The sequence below is a fragment of the Variovorax sp. GW821-FHT09B05 genome (assembly GCF_059418265.1).
Map to the genome: position 1 here is coordinate 111,620 of NZ_JBWKPN010000010.1, position 16,608 is coordinate 128,227.

The 16,608-nt window shown below is 52.4% G+C and carries 16 protein-coding genes; all 16 read right to left on the minus strand.

All coding sequences use genetic code 11. The features are described from left to right. The 16 genes from AC07RM_RS24895 to tviB all read right to left on the minus strand — a co-directional run bounded on the left by AC07RM_RS24895 (position 1) and on the right by tviB (position 16,553). A complete protein-coding gene (locus tag AC07RM_RS24895) occupies positions 1-660 on the minus strand; it encodes an acetyltransferase (RefSeq protein ID WP_495336267.1) in 660 nt (219 codons plus the stop codon). Beyond that, a complete protein-coding gene (locus tag AC07RM_RS24900) occupies positions 657-1,262 on the minus strand; it encodes a sugar transferase (RefSeq protein ID WP_495336268.1) in 606 nt (201 codons plus the stop codon). Before AC07RM_RS24900 ends, AC07RM_RS24895 begins: the two co-directional genes overlap by 4 nt. 7 nt (positions 1,263-1,269) lie before the next feature. After that, positions 1,270-2,493: a glycosyltransferase family 4 protein gene (locus tag AC07RM_RS24905; RefSeq protein ID WP_495336269.1), complete on the minus strand. Its 1,224-nt coding sequence runs from the start codon at positions 2,491-2,493 to the stop codon at positions 1,270-1,272. A gap of 3 nt (positions 2,494-2,496) precedes the next feature. Further along, the gene (gene wecB / locus AC07RM_RS24910) at positions 2,497-3,633 is read right to left on the minus strand and encodes a non-hydrolyzing UDP-N-acetylglucosamine 2-epimerase (RefSeq protein WP_495336270.1); all 1,137 of its coding nucleotides are present in this window, start codon (positions 3,631-3,633) and stop codon (positions 2,497-2,499) included. A gap of 25 nt (positions 3,634-3,658) precedes the next feature. After that, entirely contained in the window at positions 3,659-4,786 is a 1,128-nt protein-coding gene (wbjC, locus tag AC07RM_RS24915; protein WP_495336271.1) for a UDP-2-acetamido-2,6-beta-L-arabino-hexul-4-ose reductase, read from the minus strand. A 4-nt stretch (positions 4,787-4,790) separates the two neighbouring features. Then, positions 4,791-5,834, minus strand: a complete 1,044-nt coding sequence (locus AC07RM_RS24920; RefSeq protein WP_495336396.1) for a polysaccharide biosynthesis protein — start codon at positions 5,832-5,834, stop codon at positions 4,791-4,793. Further along, positions 5,824-6,891 (minus strand): glycosyltransferase, encoded by a 1,068-nt coding sequence (locus AC07RM_RS24925; protein ID WP_495336272.1) that lies wholly within the window; start codon positions 6,889-6,891, stop codon positions 5,824-5,826. The genes AC07RM_RS24920 and AC07RM_RS24925 overlap by 11 nt, the downstream gene beginning before the upstream one ends. A gap of 67 nt (positions 6,892-6,958) precedes the next feature. Beyond that, the gene (locus tag AC07RM_RS24930) at positions 6,959-8,071 is read right to left on the minus strand and encodes a GumK N-terminal domain-containing glycosyltransferase (RefSeq protein ID WP_495336273.1); all 1,113 of its coding nucleotides are present in this window, start codon (positions 8,069-8,071) and stop codon (positions 6,959-6,961) included. A gap of 72 nt (positions 8,072-8,143) precedes the next feature. Beyond that, a complete protein-coding gene (locus AC07RM_RS24935) occupies positions 8,144-9,310 on the minus strand; it encodes an oligosaccharide repeat unit polymerase (protein WP_495336274.1) in 1,167 nt (388 codons plus the stop codon). Between the two features lie 129 nt (positions 9,311-9,439). Next, a complete protein-coding gene (gene wecB / locus AC07RM_RS24940) occupies positions 9,440-10,501 on the minus strand; it encodes a non-hydrolyzing UDP-N-acetylglucosamine 2-epimerase (protein ID WP_495336275.1) in 1,062 nt (353 codons plus the stop codon). A gap of 129 nt (positions 10,502-10,630) precedes the next feature. Beyond that, positions 10,631-10,951, minus strand: coding sequence for an acyltransferase (locus AC07RM_RS24945; RefSeq protein ID WP_495336276.1), 321 nt, complete (start codon positions 10,949-10,951; stop codon positions 10,631-10,633). Between the two features lie 248 nt (positions 10,952-11,199). After that, complete coding sequence (locus AC07RM_RS24950; protein ID WP_495336277.1) at positions 11,200-12,585, minus strand: lipopolysaccharide biosynthesis protein; 1,386 nt, start codon at positions 12,583-12,585, stop codon at positions 11,200-11,202. Positions 12,586-12,592: 7 nt separating this feature from the next. Next, on the minus strand, positions 12,593-13,678 hold the full coding sequence (locus AC07RM_RS24955; RefSeq protein ID WP_495336278.1) for a DegT/DnrJ/EryC1/StrS family aminotransferase: 1,086 nt from the start codon (positions 13,676-13,678) through the stop codon (positions 12,593-12,595). After that, positions 13,675-14,265, minus strand: coding sequence for an acyltransferase (locus AC07RM_RS24960; RefSeq protein ID WP_495336279.1), 591 nt, complete (start codon positions 14,263-14,265; stop codon positions 13,675-13,677). Before AC07RM_RS24960 ends, AC07RM_RS24955 begins: the two co-directional genes overlap by 4 nt. 17 nt (positions 14,266-14,282) lie before the next feature. Then, positions 14,283-15,230, minus strand: coding sequence for a Gfo/Idh/MocA family protein (locus AC07RM_RS24965; RefSeq protein WP_495336280.1), 948 nt, complete (start codon positions 15,228-15,230; stop codon positions 14,283-14,285). Between the two features lie 21 nt (positions 15,231-15,251). After that, complete coding sequence (gene tviB / locus AC07RM_RS24970) at positions 15,252-16,553, minus strand: Vi polysaccharide biosynthesis UDP-N-acetylglucosamine C-6 dehydrogenase TviB (protein ID WP_495336281.1); 1,302 nt, start codon at positions 16,551-16,553, stop codon at positions 15,252-15,254. Between the last annotated feature and the right edge of the window lie 55 nt (positions 16,554-16,608).

A 16,608-nucleotide genomic window follows, 5' to 3' on the forward strand; every position in this document is an offset into this window, starting at 1 on the left:
TCAACCTTTGAGAAACTGTTTGGCGGGATTTCCAACCACGGTGGTGCCGGGAGGCACATCGCGCGTGACGACGGCGCCCATGCCAATCACTGCCCCGCGACCAATAACTAAAGGCTGGCCGGGCTTTCCTTGCTTGATGACCGCACCGGTTCCAACATAGGCGTGATCTTCAACAACGACATTGCCATTGCATTTCACACCGGGTGCAAAGGTCACGAAGTCGCCGATTACGCAGTCGTGCGCAACGTAGCTGTAGATGTTGGCGTGAAAGTGCCGCCCGATGCGAAGATTGGACGTGAGCATGGCAAAGGGACTCAGTATGGCGCCCTCTCCCACGACGGCGTCGTCGAGCATTACAACGTTGGGTGCAACCACCGTCCATGGAAGCACCTCGTTTGCTGCACAACGTGCGGCCAACTGTTCCCGTACCTTACTGTCGGCGATGGCCAGCACCGCGTGCCGCGCGCTGGCTTCGGCCAGCACGAATTCTTCATAGCTGAGCACTCGCTGACCATTGACCGTGCGCATCTCGCAATGATCGTCGACAAACACCAACTGCTTGGCTGGTACGCCCTGGCGCAATATTTGTTCACGCGCAAGCGGCATCACTTCACGGCCATAGCCGCTGGCACCATAAACAGCAAAAAGAGGAAGGGTCACTTTTTGTCTCCAGTTCGCGAGCCTACGAATCGAGGCATTGTTGCTTCGCCCGTCGCACTGATGCCATCGCGCACGAGCACCTTGCGCACTGTCAGCCACAGGATCTTGATGTCCAGCCAGAACGAACTATTGTCGACGTACCAGACGTCGAGTTGAAACTTCTCATCCCAGCTCAACGCATTGCGCCCGTTGATCTGTGCCCAGCCCGTGATGCCGGGGCGCACTTCATGGCGGCGAGACTGCTCCGCGGAGTACAGCGATAGGTAGTCCATCAACAGGGGACGCGGCCCGACTAGGCTCATGTCGCCCTTGAGCACGTTCCACAGTTCGGGCAACTCGTCGAGACTGCTGGCACGCAGGAAACGGCCGAAGGAAGTCAACCTGTCCGCGTCGGACAGCAATTCACCACTGGCGTCGCGCGCATCAGTCATCGTGCGGAACTTCACCATGTTAAACGGCCGCCCACCCAGGCCCGGCCGCATCTGGCGAAAGAACGCGGGCTTGCCCAGCTTCCGACGCACCTGCCAAGTCAAGAACAGCAGCGGAAGACTGAGGAGTAGCAATGCAAGGCTGGCAAGCACGATGTCGAAAAGACGCTTCATTTCGGTATCACCCCGCTGCCAGTCGCTTGAAGATGGCACCGAACTTTGACACGCCGACTTGCAAGGCCAGTTGCTCACGGTAGTAGCGCTGCGCCCGGCGTCCCATGGTAGCCAAGGCATCGCGCGGCATTGCCGCCAGTGCTTCCGCCGCATCGGCGAGCGCTTGGGTGTTTTCGGATTCAACCACCAGACCACCGCCCGACTGCGAAACCAACCTGGCCGCATCGCCATCGACCGCCATCAGCAGCGGTTTGCCCACTGCCATGTAAGCCTGCGTCTTCGAAGGAATCGTGATCTCGAACAGCGGATCCTTGCGCAGATGAACAAGCAAAACCTCGGCCGCATTTAGCAAGGCGCCGACTTCCGACATGGGCACGGGTGGCAAGAAGATCGCGTTCTGTAGCTGCAAATCCATAGCCCGCTGCTTCAGTCGAGCCACCTCGACGCCGCCGCCCAGCAGCACGAAGCACACTTGGACGTTGCGCGCCTGCAGGAGAGCAGCCGCGTCGAGCACGGTATCCAGCGCCTGAGCCTTGCCCATGTTCCCTGCAAAAAGGATGCGGAGCCGCTCCGGACCCGGGAAGCTCGCCGGAGGATGACCTTGGGGTGACCCCAGCGCGACTTCGTCGGCCCAGTTATAGATCACGTCCACCTTGCTTTCGGGCACACCACGCTGCAATAGCAGGCCCATGAAACCCGGTGAAAGCACTGCGATGTGGTCCATTCGCCGATACACCCAGCGACATACCGCAGCCACGATGCCCAGCGCCCGGGCATTGTTGACCATGCCTGTGGCACGCAGCGTGTCCGGCCACATGTCCTGGATGTCATAGACCACCGGGATGCGGCGCAAAAGCCGCAGCAACCCGGCCGTGACGCCTACCGTGAGCGGCGGATGGTAGGCATAGATCACATCGGGCCGACGCGCCACGAACAAGCCATAAAAGAGAGATGAAGCGGCGAAGCTCGCGTAGTTCAACACACGCTTGATGGCCGACTGGTCATGATTGGGGTAAAGAGGGACACGAGTCACCTGCACGCCATCGATCACTTCGCGTTGCAACAGCTTGATGTGATAGCCCGGGTACACCTTACCGCCCGGGTAATTGGGAAAACCCGTCAACACCTCGACCTCGAAGCCCTGGCGCACCAATTCACGGGCGAACACGATGCCCTTGAACGTAGGTTCGGGGTCGAACCATTGCGTCAGCAACAACACGCGGACTGTCATGCGTCAGTACTTCTTCCAGACCACGCGGTTCACGTAGTCGGTGTAGCTGTGGACGATGCGCAGCACCTTGTCCGACACATTGGGCATGCTGTAGTCGGCCACCTGGCGCAGGCCGCGCTCCGCTCCCCTCGGCTGGCTTTCCATAATTGCCAGACCCTGGCGCACGCGGTCCACTTCGAGACCCACCATCATGACGGCAGCTTCTTCCATCCCCTCGGGCCGCTCGTGCGCCTCGCGCAGATTGAGCGCCGGAAAGTTAAGGATCGACGATTCCTCGTTGATGGTTCCACTATCGGAGAGCGTGACGCGCGCCGACAGCTGCAGCTTGACGTAGTCATGGAACCCCAGCGGCTTCAACAAGCGTACGTGCTTATGAAACTGCGCGCCCGTAGCGTCGATGCGTTTTTGAGTCCGCGGATGCGTCGAGACAATGACTGGCGAGTCGTGGTCCTCAGCAACCGCATTCAAGATCGCCACCAATTTGGCGAAGGACTGCGGCGACTCGATGTTCTCTTCACGATGAGCACTCACCACGAAATAGTGTCCAGCCTTCAACCCCAAGCGCTCAAGCACGTCGGACGCATTGATGTGCGACCGGTAGTGCGTCAGCACCTCGAACATCGGGCTGCCGGTCTTGATGACCAGGTCAGGCGGCAATCCTTCGCGCAGGAGGTAATCGCGCGCGATAGTGCTGTAGGTCAGGTTGACATCGGCGGTGTGATCCACGATACGGCGGTTCGTTTCTTCGGGCACCCGCTGGTCGAAGCAGCGGTTGCCAGCCTCCATGTGAAAGATCGGAATTTTGCGACGCTTGGCTGGAATCACCGAGAGACAGCTATTGGTGTCGCCTAGCACCAGCATGGCTTCGGGCTGTACTTCACCCAGTACCTGGTCCACCGCGATGATGAGGTTGCCGATGGTGTGTGCTGCGCCGGTGGCGTTGGTCGCGCTGTTCAGGAAATGGTCGGGTTTGCGCACGCTCAGATCGTCGAAGAAGACCTGGTTGAGCTCGTAGTCGTAGTTCTGGCCGGTATGCACCAGCACATGATCGCAATGCTCGTCTAAACGGGCCAGCACACGTGAAAGGCGAATGATCTCGGGCCGGGTACCGACCACGGTCATGACTTTGAGTTTTTTCATTGCAAGAAATCCGAAGTCCCGAGGGCTAGAGCGGGCAGGCGAACGTGTCTGGCCGCGCGCGATCAAACACCTCGTTGGCCCAGAGCATGACGACCATCTCCTCGGTGCCGATGTTGGTGATGTCGTGCGTCCAGCCGGGAACGGTCTCGACGATTTCAGCCTTGTCCCCCGTAGTTACGAGTTCATGAGTTTCGCCGGTCTGCATGTGCCGAAACTTGAAGCACGCCTGCCCCCGGATGACCAGGAACTTCTCGGTTTTACTGTGGTGATAGTGGCCGCCCCGCGTGATACCCGCGTGCGCGGTGAAGAACGAGAACTGGCCCGCGTCCGGCGTTTTTAGCATTTCGACGAACACACCGCGCGCGTCCCCGTGTTGAGGCACGGTGTAGGCAAACGATTCGGGCGGCAAGTAGCTCACATAAGTTGAGTAGAGCGCACGCACCAAGCCCGTCCCCACGCGGTCGGTCATAAGGGTATTCCGGCTGTCCTTGAACGACTGGATCTGCCGCGCCAACTCGCCAACCGTGATAGTGTATTGCGGCATGACGGTCGCGAAACCATCCGCGTTCACCATGGCGTCAGCGCCATTCATGAGTTGAAGGAAACGCTCGATGACGTCGTCAACATACACCAGCGTGACGGAGGCTGCAGGGTCGTTGACCTGGATCGGGATGTCGCGTGCAGTGTTGTGGCAGAAGGTAGCTACGGCGGAGTTGTAGTTCGGCCGACACCACTTGCCGAAGACATTGGGCAAACGGAAGACATGCACCGGAATGCCGAGGTCACGCGCTACTACTTGCAGTGCTTCTTCCGCACCGCGCTTGCTGTTTCCGTAAAGGTTGTCACGCTCCGCCTGCGTGGAAGACGTATAGAGAATGGGCACCTTCTTGCCAGTTGCTTCCGCCAGCGCGCCGACGGCGCGACAAAGACCTTGCGTGAGGTCGACGTTACCGGTGGCGAATTCCTGCGGATCTTGCGGGCGATTGACCCCTGCCAGATGAAATACGAAGTCGACGTCCTCCAGAAGCGCAGGCAGCTCTGCCACACAGTTGTCGCGGGTGAAGCGAGCAATCTGCACATCCTTACGCTCGGCCAAATGAAGCTGCAGGTTCTTTCCTACGAACCCGTCGGCGCCGGTAATCAACACCTTCATCCTGTCAGCCCTCTGCTTCGGCGTGCTCGCCGCGCGCGACCCGTTGCATGAAGTCGAGCTTGAGCAGCAGCGTCTTCATGCCTTCCACATCGAGGCGGGTGGTGTTGTGCGAGTTGTAATCCTCGCCGTGCGTGCTGTGGGTGATGCGCTGCTCGCCTTGCTCCACATACTTGGCGTAGTTCAAATCGCGGCCATCTGGCGGCACGCGGTAATAGTCGCCTTGATCTTCGGCACAGGCCATCTCCTCACGGCTCAAAAGCGCTTCGTAGAGTTTTTCGCCATGACGCGTGCCAATCTCGCGGACTTCGTGATCCGGCTTGCGCATAAGTTCCAGGATGGCCTGCGTCAGCACCTGCACAGTCGCTGCGGGTGCCTTCTGCACAAAGATATCGCCGTTGTTGCCGTGCTCGAAGGCATGCAGCACCAATTCAACGGCGTCTTCCAGCGTCATCATGAAGCGGGTCATGGATGGGTCGGTCACCGTAATGGGCTTGCCAGCGAGCACCTGCTCCACGAACAGCGGAATGACCGAACCACGGGAGGCCATGACGTTGCCATAGCGGGTGCCGCAGATGACAGTGTTGGTGCTCTCGAGATTTCGGCTAGCGGCGACCATCACCTTTTCCATCATGGCCTTGCTGATGCCCATCGCGTTGATAGGGTAGACCGCTTTGTCTGTACTGAGGCACACAACGCGCTGCACGCCTGCGGCAATTGCTGCCTCCAAGACGTTCTCCGTTCCAAGCACATTGGTACGAACTGCCTGCAGCGGGTGAAATTCGCAAGAAGGCACTTGCTTGAGCGCAGCAGCATGAAATACATAGTCGACACCGCGCATGGCGGCACTCACGCTCCGCATGTCACGCACATCACCAATATAGAATTTAAGCTTTGGATCGCTATAGCGCCTACGCAAATCATCTTGCTTTTTTTCGTCTCGGCTAAAAATACGAATTTCAGCCAAATCGCTGTGCAAGAAGCGCTTCAGAACAGCATTTCCAAACGAACCAGTACCGCCGGTAATGCAAAGTATCTTATCACTGAAGATTTTCATTTATGAGCTCGAGATAGGATTTAACCGCATTCACAGGACGAAAACGATCAATGATCGATGGATCAACCAATCCAGGCGTAAATCCTGAAGAATACGCATTACAGAGCGCATCATAAATTGCTTCGGAATCAAAGGGCGCCTGAATATAAAAAGGATAATTGAGCGCAACTTCGTTCGCAACAGGTATGTTGCTGCACACCAAAGATTTATTCATCAGCATGGCTTCAGCATATGGCATGCCAAACCCCTCATAAACGCTTGCAGTCAAAATACAGCAAGCGCTTCCGAAAACTTCGGCTTTTTTTATCTCATCGACATACCCAAGCAATTCTACATTCGAATGACGACGATTTGCAGGAAAATCTTCGACAATCCAATTCCCGATGAAATATACCTTCACATCCGAAAATTTCTCGACGAGTCGAATGCATGCCTCATAGGCAGACGAAGCATTTTTGTGAAGGGCTAAAGAAGTCGGACAAACTACGATCTTTTTTTCACTTTCCACATTCTTCACCGAAACCCGCACCGGATTATAGACAACAAACGTTGACGCTCCGAATTCTCGCAAAGTCTCCTCCCGCACAACTTCGCTTCCAGTGACGGAAATCGCCGCTTTCAAGACGGATCGTTTAGAAATGAATTTCCTATAAGCCAAGCCCAAAACACTGAAGTTATTCGCATATCTTTTATAATTCAAATCATGCGTAACGAGCAGATAGGGCGTCCCCAAATGGATTGGAGCAAAATTTCCCGTGAAAACAAAAAAATCAATTCCCTTGACAAAGGGCAACCATAAATTCTGCCAAAGAACTCGTCTGATTACGCTGGTGACATCAACTTCAATGATTTTGAAATCTGACGGAAGAAACGAAAAATGCTGACATTGGTCCTTCCTCACAAACAAAGTAATTAAATATTCTTCGCTCTGACAGGACACCAATCCCTCCATAAGGGATAGCACATACTCGTTATACCCTGCAGCGCGCCCATAAACAAATGGAGTGAGGTCGAAACCTATTTTCTTTTTCTTTTCAATCAACTTTTTCATCTGACCCTCCAACTAATCATCACCCGATTCTTACGCCATTTCTTGCAAAAAATCATTTGATTGTCATCTAGCGATGCAACTCGACCACCGGCAGTGCGACGTCTATAGAAGAGAAAAAATCATTCAGAAGATCGTCCCAAGATCGAACGACGGGTCGGATTGAACCAGCAGGTGTCCACGCCAAGGCCGAGTTGATTGCTTCTACAATACTCGCCTCGGAGCCGATTTTATAAAAAATCACCCTTTTGTTAGTCGAGTCACTAATTGAAGACATAACTATCGGCAATCCACAATATTCGTATTGCTGAATCTTATTGCTATCCCCCAACCCGACCAAGGTTCTAGGGCTCAGCCCAATATCCGCGTGCTTTACGTATGGGATGGTATCTATATACGCCATTTCTCCATAGAACAGCACGTTCGGGGCTTCGATGCGCTTTTCAATTGGCCCGATTATATGGAAATTAATTTGCGGAAATTTCTTGCACGCAACTTCAAGAAATTCAAAATCAAACGCAGAAGTGCCAACGAAGACTGAATTGACTGACCCCCTAACATAAGGGCTGTCGGACGGCTCGTCATACAGATGCACAGGCACGCCGTGCTTGTGAATGACAGAATTCTCAAGTCCCTTGAACTTTTCAAAAATCATTTCCGTAGGGCAGCTGACCAAGTCGAACGCAGGAGCAATTCTACGTTCGTAGTCGCGACACACTTGATGAACGTTCACTACATTCATGTCATCCGAAACTCTGTAAATTATTTTTGCAGCCGGATTGACTTTCTTGATTTCCTCAAAATACATTATCTCGTAAATTGATTCCAGGACGATTATGTCTGCCGCGGCAATTTCGTGCGTCAATTCGCCAAAGCCCGTTTTGCCATATAAGGCAAACGGATATCGAGTGATTTTATCTATCAAAGGATTAATTGCAAAAGGGCGCACGAAATTGAACATGACGTATGACTTAAATCTGTCCCGCACCCTTTCCAATTTATTATATTTAGACCTATCGAGATATTCGATGCGATAATCGCCCCGTGAAGTATCAACATAGGATATGCAAGTGACAAAAGTGACCTCCCACCCTCGTCTATAAAAAGCATCCGCAATCCAATGGAAGCCCGCTTTCCGCTTGGAATTGTGTACGTGCGTAGTAAATATAACGGTCTTTTTCATGAGAGATCAGATTATTGGGCGTTCACTTTCACTGCATCCCGGCAAAAAATTCAATGCCTCCAGATATAACGGCTAGCGTCTCAAGTTCAGTAAAGCGCTTAAAGCAAAAAAGAAACAGGCCAACGAAAATGGCACTAAAAACATTTGCAAAAAATAGTAGTTGACGCGCAGTATATTGAAAAATCCGACGAAACAAAGAACGTAAATGATTTTTAGCGCGCTGATGTTCGAACCGTTTGTCGAATGCATGGACTTTTTATAGAGAGCACCGACAACCAGCCCAAATCCCAACGCAAACGGAAGTACCAGCAGAAAACCAAATTGCCAATACCAAATTCCAATGACATTGAGTGTGTTGATATTTCTTAGCGGTGCATCAGCGGGAAAATACCGCTGGAACATGGTTGCATATGCGAAATTTTTCGCGTCCGATACATATTCCATTATCACGAATGCATTGTTCAGTTCACCCACGCTGTATTTTTCAAGAAACACCTTGAAAATATAGAGAAAAACTTCCGAATCGAATAGGCTCAGATTGTTCTCGTCCGCGAACACCAAACCGTCTCTCATCAACGACCCTATCCAATAAACCACTAACACCATCAAAACAGCAAGTGCAACGCGACTTACCCTTAACCGTGGCTTCTTCAAGTACACATAGGTTACAGCCGAAACTAACATGAAATTAATAACTGCAATTCGATTGGAATTTATTGCAGCAACCGAAAGAACGTCCAACACAAGCAGCACATAGCACAGCTTGAATAATTTTAACTTCCTATACGCACCAGAATACAAAAAGAAGGAAAGAATAGCGGCAGGAATTATCCAAAGAGTTTGCAACGAGGCAACACCAAAATCACTTTCCGAAACCGCGACGTAAACCATATTGGCGCCGCTCGGCTGTAGGAAAAGCAACAGCATCGATGGATCATTCAGGATCGGCTGAAATTTATAGAGCGTTGCGGCGGTTGACAGTAGCAAACATCCGATTGCGAAACGATAGTAAGTCTTGGGTTTTAGCTGGGAAGGAGATGAATTTGCCTTGACCGATATCTGACCGATCAGAGCACCAGCAACGATAATTAGAGTGACAGCGCAGAAGAACAATATGGAAAGAATGTTCCAGACTTTAGGCTCGCCATTTTCAACAGAGCTAACCTCAGGAAAAAATAAAAGCCAAAGAACCAGCTGCCCAAAAAACAGCAATCCAATTGTGTTTTGTGGCGCGAGCATCCATACAGAATTAATTCTTTTTGCCATCTAGTCAATCAAATTTCGCAACTAAGAAGCCTCGAGCAAAACTCCTGCCTCGCTTCGAGGCCTCGCCTGATACGGCAAAAACGGTTCCTTTGAAAAAAATCTTCAGCGAATAGCAGTTGCGATTTTCACTCCCGATGCTCCATCACCATAAAGCATGGTGTCAAAATGAGCTGGCATACTTGCCTGTCGAATTGATTTCTCAACACTTTCACCGTCGGTGCCAGCGACAGTATTGACACCGCATTCGACCAGTTCCACCCATTCAGTTTCATCGCGCAAAGTGACGCAGGGCTTTCCATGAAAGTAAGCCTCTTTTTGCACGCCGCCCGAGTCGGTTGCGATCAACTGGCAATTTGCCTCGAGCCACGCCATCTCCAGATATCCAACCGGATCAACTACAATTACGTTTCCGGGTAATGCGAGGTCCATCTGGTTTAATTTTCCGCGCGTCCGTGGATGCAAAGGCAACACAACTGGCAGCCCCGAGGCTTCCAATCCTTTAAGAATCCCTTCCATTCGCTCTCGAGTATTTGTATTCTCTGCTCGATGGACGGTGCAAAGTATGAATTCACCCGGATTAATTAAAAAGCCATCAAACCATTCAGGTTTCTTGGCTCGTTCTTTATAGAAAAGAGCTGCGTCATGCATTACATCGCCCAAGACATGAATTTTTTCAGCATGGATTCCCTCCTTTAAGAGATTAATCCGCGCTTTTTCAGTGGGCGCAAACAACAGCGTCGCCACATGGTCCGTTAACACGCGATTGATTTCCTCTGGCATACGGCGATTGAAGGAGCGCAGGCCGGCCTCAACGTGCGCGACCGGAATATGTAATTTGCTTGCTGCCAGCGCCGCCGCTAAGGTGCTGTCGGTGTCGCCGTAAACTAGCACCCAATTCGGCTTCTCGACCAATAGTAGAGCTTCCAATTTTTCTAGCATCCGACCAGTGTTCTCGCCATGGGTGCCTCCACCAACTCCCAGGTTGTGCAGCGGAGTTGGAATGCTCAACTCTTCAAAGAATACATCCGACATATTCGAGTCGTAATGCTGGCCAGTGTGGACAATAACTTCTTCAACATCATTTCGAAAATCTTCAAACGCGCGCGAAATAACCGCAGCTTTGACAAACTGAGGGCGCGCACCAATGACCGTTAGTATTTTCATCTCAACATGCTCCTGTCATCCAGTAATGCAGCAAACCACGCAGCCTGGAATTTAAAACCCCTTGATAAAGCCTCAAAACAGTTGTACCGTTTTTGATGCCTAATTTCAATTCCTCGCTCAACACCCAAATCAAGTTAATTTTTTTAAGAATTTCGCAGGAATTCCAGCGAGAACCACATTACCCTCGGGAAAGCTTTTTGTCACGACAGAACCTGCAGCGACTATCGTCTTAGCCCCTAGCGTCACGCCAGGCAGCACCACGACATTCATACCGAGCCAGCATTGCTCGCCAATGAATATATCCTGGCTATCTTCATGTTTTTCAAGATCATCTATATTGTGATTCGATGTGATAAGACCGACATTCGGCCCAATGTAGCTTCCGCGGCCGATAACTATTCGGCCTTTGAAATTTTGAAAATAAGTCCCAGGCGATTGAAAGTTATTCAAATCATCGCAATGGAATTCGATGTTTCTCGGATTAGATAACGTACAGGAGAGGCCCGTAGGCCATGGGTGGGGTGTAGATATTCGAAGTATGTTCTTCAACCAAATCGACCTGAACGCCCAGAAATACCCGGTGTATCCGGACTCGAAATGCCGACCTTTTAGATATTTTTCTTCAAAAAAAATAGAAAGAAAAAAATTGAGGAGAGGCCGAGATCGAGATGCGACCATCTTAAGTAGGCGCTTTGTACTCATAAGATATAAAAAATAACACGAAGCAAAACTGCCGCCGCCACCCACCAAATTACCTGGAAAAGATTGCCTGTCACTATTTGTTCAATTGCACTTCCAGTGACTCCCGCCGCCCGTCCAAATAACCAGCAGCAAGCAAAATAAAATACTCCACCGGAGATTGCATACATTTCCGAAAGATAACCCACCGCATAGTGCCCGACAATCACAACGGATCCAAGGCGCAGAAGCAGTCCAAAAATGGTGAGGGCAAGCATGGATCGCTGTTTGCCAACCACATGCATCACCATGGAAATCGGTGACGACATGAATTGAAAAATAAACCATGGAATCATCCATGTGACAATTTCTCCTGAACGCCCCCACGCTGCACCGAATACGATAGAAAAGAGAGGAGGAGCAACAATGCCAATAAATAGCAAAGGCCCTACACCGGTTTTGAACAGACTGGCAAGTATTTCTGTACTGAATGCTCCAAGCCGCCCATCACGCAGTTCTTCTGGCGCTTTAGAAAGATAAACTTGAGCAATAGCTCCTCCCACCAACCCCATTGGCACGGCCATGGCTCGTGTTGCAAGCATCAAATACCCAGCCTCCGGCCCTATAGCACTGGATGCGATGAAAATGATCGGCAACTGAAACCCAGCGCTATTTGCAAATGCCTCAAATGTCGAATATTTTGGGAAACGATCATATTTCCGCAAAACCTGCAACATACCTGACCAACTGACGTTTTGGAAAGATTTTTTATTTTCTCGAAGCGCGGATAGGAGTAAATTTAAAAAGCCAGCGCCGCTACCAATTGTTTGCCCTAATAGTAAGCCGAGAGGAGCCACTCCCATCCAACCCAAGCCGATCTGAGTACCTGCCCCACCTAAAGCTTGAGTCATTCTTGTTTTGGCAATGGTCCCAAACTTTTTCTTACGCGTGGACCAAAATTGAACGGCAGAATATCCGCCGGCCAACCATACCGCCAATGGTAGTAACCATAAATAGGGTCGCAACGGATTTTTCGCAGCCAAACCGATGAAATCAGTCGGCGCAAAAAAAATAGTCAACCCCAAAAACATTGCCACCATGGAGCAAATAAGAAGTGCCAAGGCCAATAGATTAGCGGCATCATCGTCGCTTTCCGGCATCGGGATCGCGATCTCTAGGCGCAAACATGCGACGACAGAAATGATTGTTGTAATCGAAACGAAAACGGCAAGCGCGCTGAAATCAGAGGGTGTGTACAACCGCGTAACGAGCGGCAGGGCAAGAACGGTAAGAGCTTGCGCAAAGGCCGTTCCACCAACAAGCACTCCTACCGAGCGCAAAAAGCTGATTTGGCTCAGCGCTCGAAGCTTGTCGCGCAATGCCGCGATGGCACTCTGGACCGACATCGAAACCTTATTGGTGCAGTAGCACGGAGCAAATTCGCGCCTGATCTGGAGGCGACAGGTAAGGATGCATTGGTAGACTTAGAACCTCCTGTGCGATTGCGTCCCCAACAGGCAAATTCACCTTATCATCTGATACGGCAGGTTGCAGATTCAATGGGATGGGATAATGCACCACCGTGGGCACGCCTTCTTGTTTCATGCGAGCCTGCAGATGATCTCGATTTGGCACCCTCAGCGTATATTGAGCCCATGCACTTTGGTTATGCAGCTCAACTTGAGGACTGGCCACGATACTGCTCTCTCCTAGCAAACGCCCGTATTCCGCTGCCACTCGCTGGCGAGCGGCGAGTTCGTCATCAAAGACATCCAGTTTCGACAGCAGCACAGCCGCCTGCAACGTATCGAGCCGACTGTTCACTCCCACACGAATGTGGTGATACCGTCGGTCTTGCCCATGCCGCGCAATCTGCCGCATCACCTTTGCCAATTCATCGTCACTGGTAAAAATAGCGCCACCGTCGCCATAGCACCCCAGCGGCTTGCTCGGAAAGAAACTGGCACAGGCAATCGTGCTGAGGTTGCAGCTCGTTCGCCCTTTGTAGGTCGCACCAAAGCTCTGTGCGGCATCCTCGATCACCGGAATGCGGTGCTTGGCGGCAATGGCATTGATCGCATCGAAGTCGGCACATTGCCCGTACAGGCTTACTGGAACGATTGCTTTGGTCCGCGAAGTGATCGCAGCTTCCAGCAGCGCCGAATCCAGGTTGTAGGTGCGAGGGTCAATGTCCACGTATACCGGTTTGGCGCCCAGCAAGGCCACAGTTTCAGCAGTTGCAATATAGGTAAAGCCCGGCGTGATAACTTCATCACCCGGGCCAATTCCAAGCGCCATTTGGGCAATCTGCAAAGCGTCGGTCCCGTTGGCCACGGTAATGCAATGCTTGGCGCCCGTGTAGGCCGCCAGTTTCTCTTCCAGTTCGGCAACTTCGGGGCCAAGAATGTACTGCCCATGAGCGAGTACGCGCTGGATGGCTACGTTGAGCTGATCCTTGATGCGGGCTTGCTGGGTCTTGAGGTCGATGAATTCGATCATGGCTTCTTGGTATCCAACTTAGTCACGGCGTTGCCGTTGAGTACATAGCGCGCGCCGGTATGCGCACAAACGGCCTCCGCCACGCCTTCGAGGGGCAATACAAGTTGCTCGCCAAATTCGCTCATCCAGCCGATCCGCCGGGCTGGGACTCCAACCATGAGCGCGTAAGCCGGCACATTCCGATTGATCACAGCACCGGCGCCCACAAATGCGTATTCACCGACCGTGTTCCCACACACGATGGTGCAGTTGGCGCCCAGCGTCGCGCCGCGCTTCACGAGAGTGCGGCGATACTCGTCCTTGCGAGTGACGGCCGAACGCGGGTTGTAGACATTGGTGAAGACCATGCTCGGTCCGCAGAACACGTCGTCTTCCAATGTGACTGCGTCATAGACGCTCACGTTGTTCTGAATCTTTACGTTATGGCCAATGGTCACGTCATTGCCTACATAGACGTTCTGGCCAAGAGAGCAGCCGTCGCCGATCGACGCCTGCGCGCTAACATGCACCCAATGCCAGATTCGAGTACCGTCGCCTATTCGGGCTCCTTCATCGATGATGGCGGTGGGGTGGGCTTTGTATGCCATGGCGGCCTCGCTCGGCGTCAGGCCAATTGGCGCACAAACGGGTGCACTTCGCCCTGCTCACCACGAACCGGCGTCGCGCGGCGGATCACGTCAACGGTCTCTATGCAGTGGCGTGCGTCCTCTAAGCCATAGCCACGATCAGCCAGGATTTCCTTGTAGCTCACGGTGTGCAAATCCGTGAAGCCCTCCGAGAATTCAAGCTTTTCGCCACTAATATCGATGTTGCGGAAAGTAGTCTTCTTTCCCTTCACATCAGCCGGCAGATCATTTGCGTCAATGGACAAGAACCAACGCACGCGCGCACGTTCGTATTCAAGGTAACCGGCTGCCTTTGCTGTGCCGCTGTAATGCACCACGTTGCGTTGCAGCTTGCCGAAAATGAAGTGCAGCATGTCATAGAAATGCACGCCGATATTGGTTGCTACACCGAACGACTTGCGGTTGTCGCCCTTCCAGCTTTCCATATACCACTTGCCGCGCGAAGTAATGTAGGTCAGTTCGACATCGAACTTTGTATCTACCGGCGCAGCGGCCACTTTGTCACGAAGCTTCAGGATTGCATCGTGGTGACGCAACTGAAGGATGTTGAAGACGCGCTTGCCCGTTTCCTTTTCGACTCGCTCCAGTTCCTCAACTAGGTCTGGAGTGGGCACTAGCGGCTTCTCGCAGATGACATCGCAACCCAAGCGCAGGCCCGCGGCAATGTGCGGATGATGCAAATAATTGGGACTGCAGATCGCAACGTAGTCCAACGCAGTCGCAGGGTTGCGCTTGAGTTGCTGTGCGTACTCGGAAAACCTCTCGAACTCGGTAAAGAATTCGCTTTGCGGCGAAATGCTGTCGATGATGCCGACCGAATCGTTGACATCGTAGGCAACCGAGAGATGGTTGCCCGTGTCTTTGATAGCACGCATATGACGTGGAGCGATATAGCCGGCGGCGCCGATGAGAGCAAAGTTTTTCATGTCGAAGAAACGGAAAATGGCTTAGAGACGGAACACCGAAAAGCCGCTGTTGCGTGCGTCCTGCACGTTGAATAGGCTTTTGACATCAACCAGCACAGGCTGCTCGCCCCGACAGAGCGAGCGCAGTTCAGCCGTGCTCGCATGGCGGTATTCGTTGTGACCTACCGCAACCACAAGCGCATCGACCGGATGATCCACATCGACCCGGCCGAGTTGAAGGCCATATTCATGAGCCACCTCTTCTGCATCGGCCCACGGATCCACTACCTCGACGGAAGCGCCCCATGCCTCGAACTCTCGCACCATATCGACGATCTTGCTGTTGCGAATGTCGGGGCAGTTTTCCTTGAAGGTGATGCCCAGCACACCGATACGGCAACGCGGCACATCCATGCCATTCTTCAGCATCAGCTTGATGGTGTTGCGAGCCACGTAGCGCGCCATATTGTCGTTGATGCGACGCCCGGCCAATATCACCTGTGGGTGGTAGCCAACCTGTTCGGCCTTGTGTGTAAGGTAATAGGGGTCCACGCCAATGCAGTGCCCACCTACGAGGCCGGGACGGAACGGTAGGAAGTTCCACTTACTTCCCGCAGCCTCAAGCACATCGAGGGTGTCTATACCCAGGCGCTCAAAGATCACGGAGAGTTCGTTGACAAGGGCTATATTCAGGTCACGCTGCGTGTTCTCAATTACCTTGGCAGCCTCCGCCACCTTGAGGCTGGCCGCTTTGTGCGTACCCGCGGTAATAATCTCGTTATAGAGCGCGTCTACCAGGTCTGCCACCTCCGAAGTGCTTCCGCTGGTGATTTTCTTAATCTTGGTCAGCGTGTTGACTTTGTCCCCAGGATTGATTCGCTCCGGGCTATATCCGCAGAAAAATTCGACGTTGAACTTCTTGCCACTGAACTTCTCCAAGACAGGCACACAAACTTCTTCAGTGGCCCCTGGATACACCGTCGATTCGAAGATCACGATCGCACCAGCCTTCATGACCTTGCCAATGGTTTCACTGGCCTTGATCAGAGGTGTCAGATCAGGTCGGTTGGCATTGTCGATCGGCGTCGGAACGGTCACGATAAAGACGGAGCAATCACGCAAGTCATCGACGTGCGACGTAAAGGCAAGTTGTGTTGCAGCCGCTAGTTCTTCAGGAGTGGTTTCGAGCGTGTGGTCTTGACCACCTTGCAACTCGGCAATGCGCTTGGCATTGATGTCAAAGCCAACAACCTGACGCTTTTTGCCGAACTCCACAGCAAGAGGCAGCCCGACATAGCCTAGACCGATGATCGCAATGGGTTGTTTGGTAGAAAGGATTTGCATACTAAGAGGATCGAAGCCAAAGACTTGTCGACGTGTCTTCGATGGAAGACTTCGC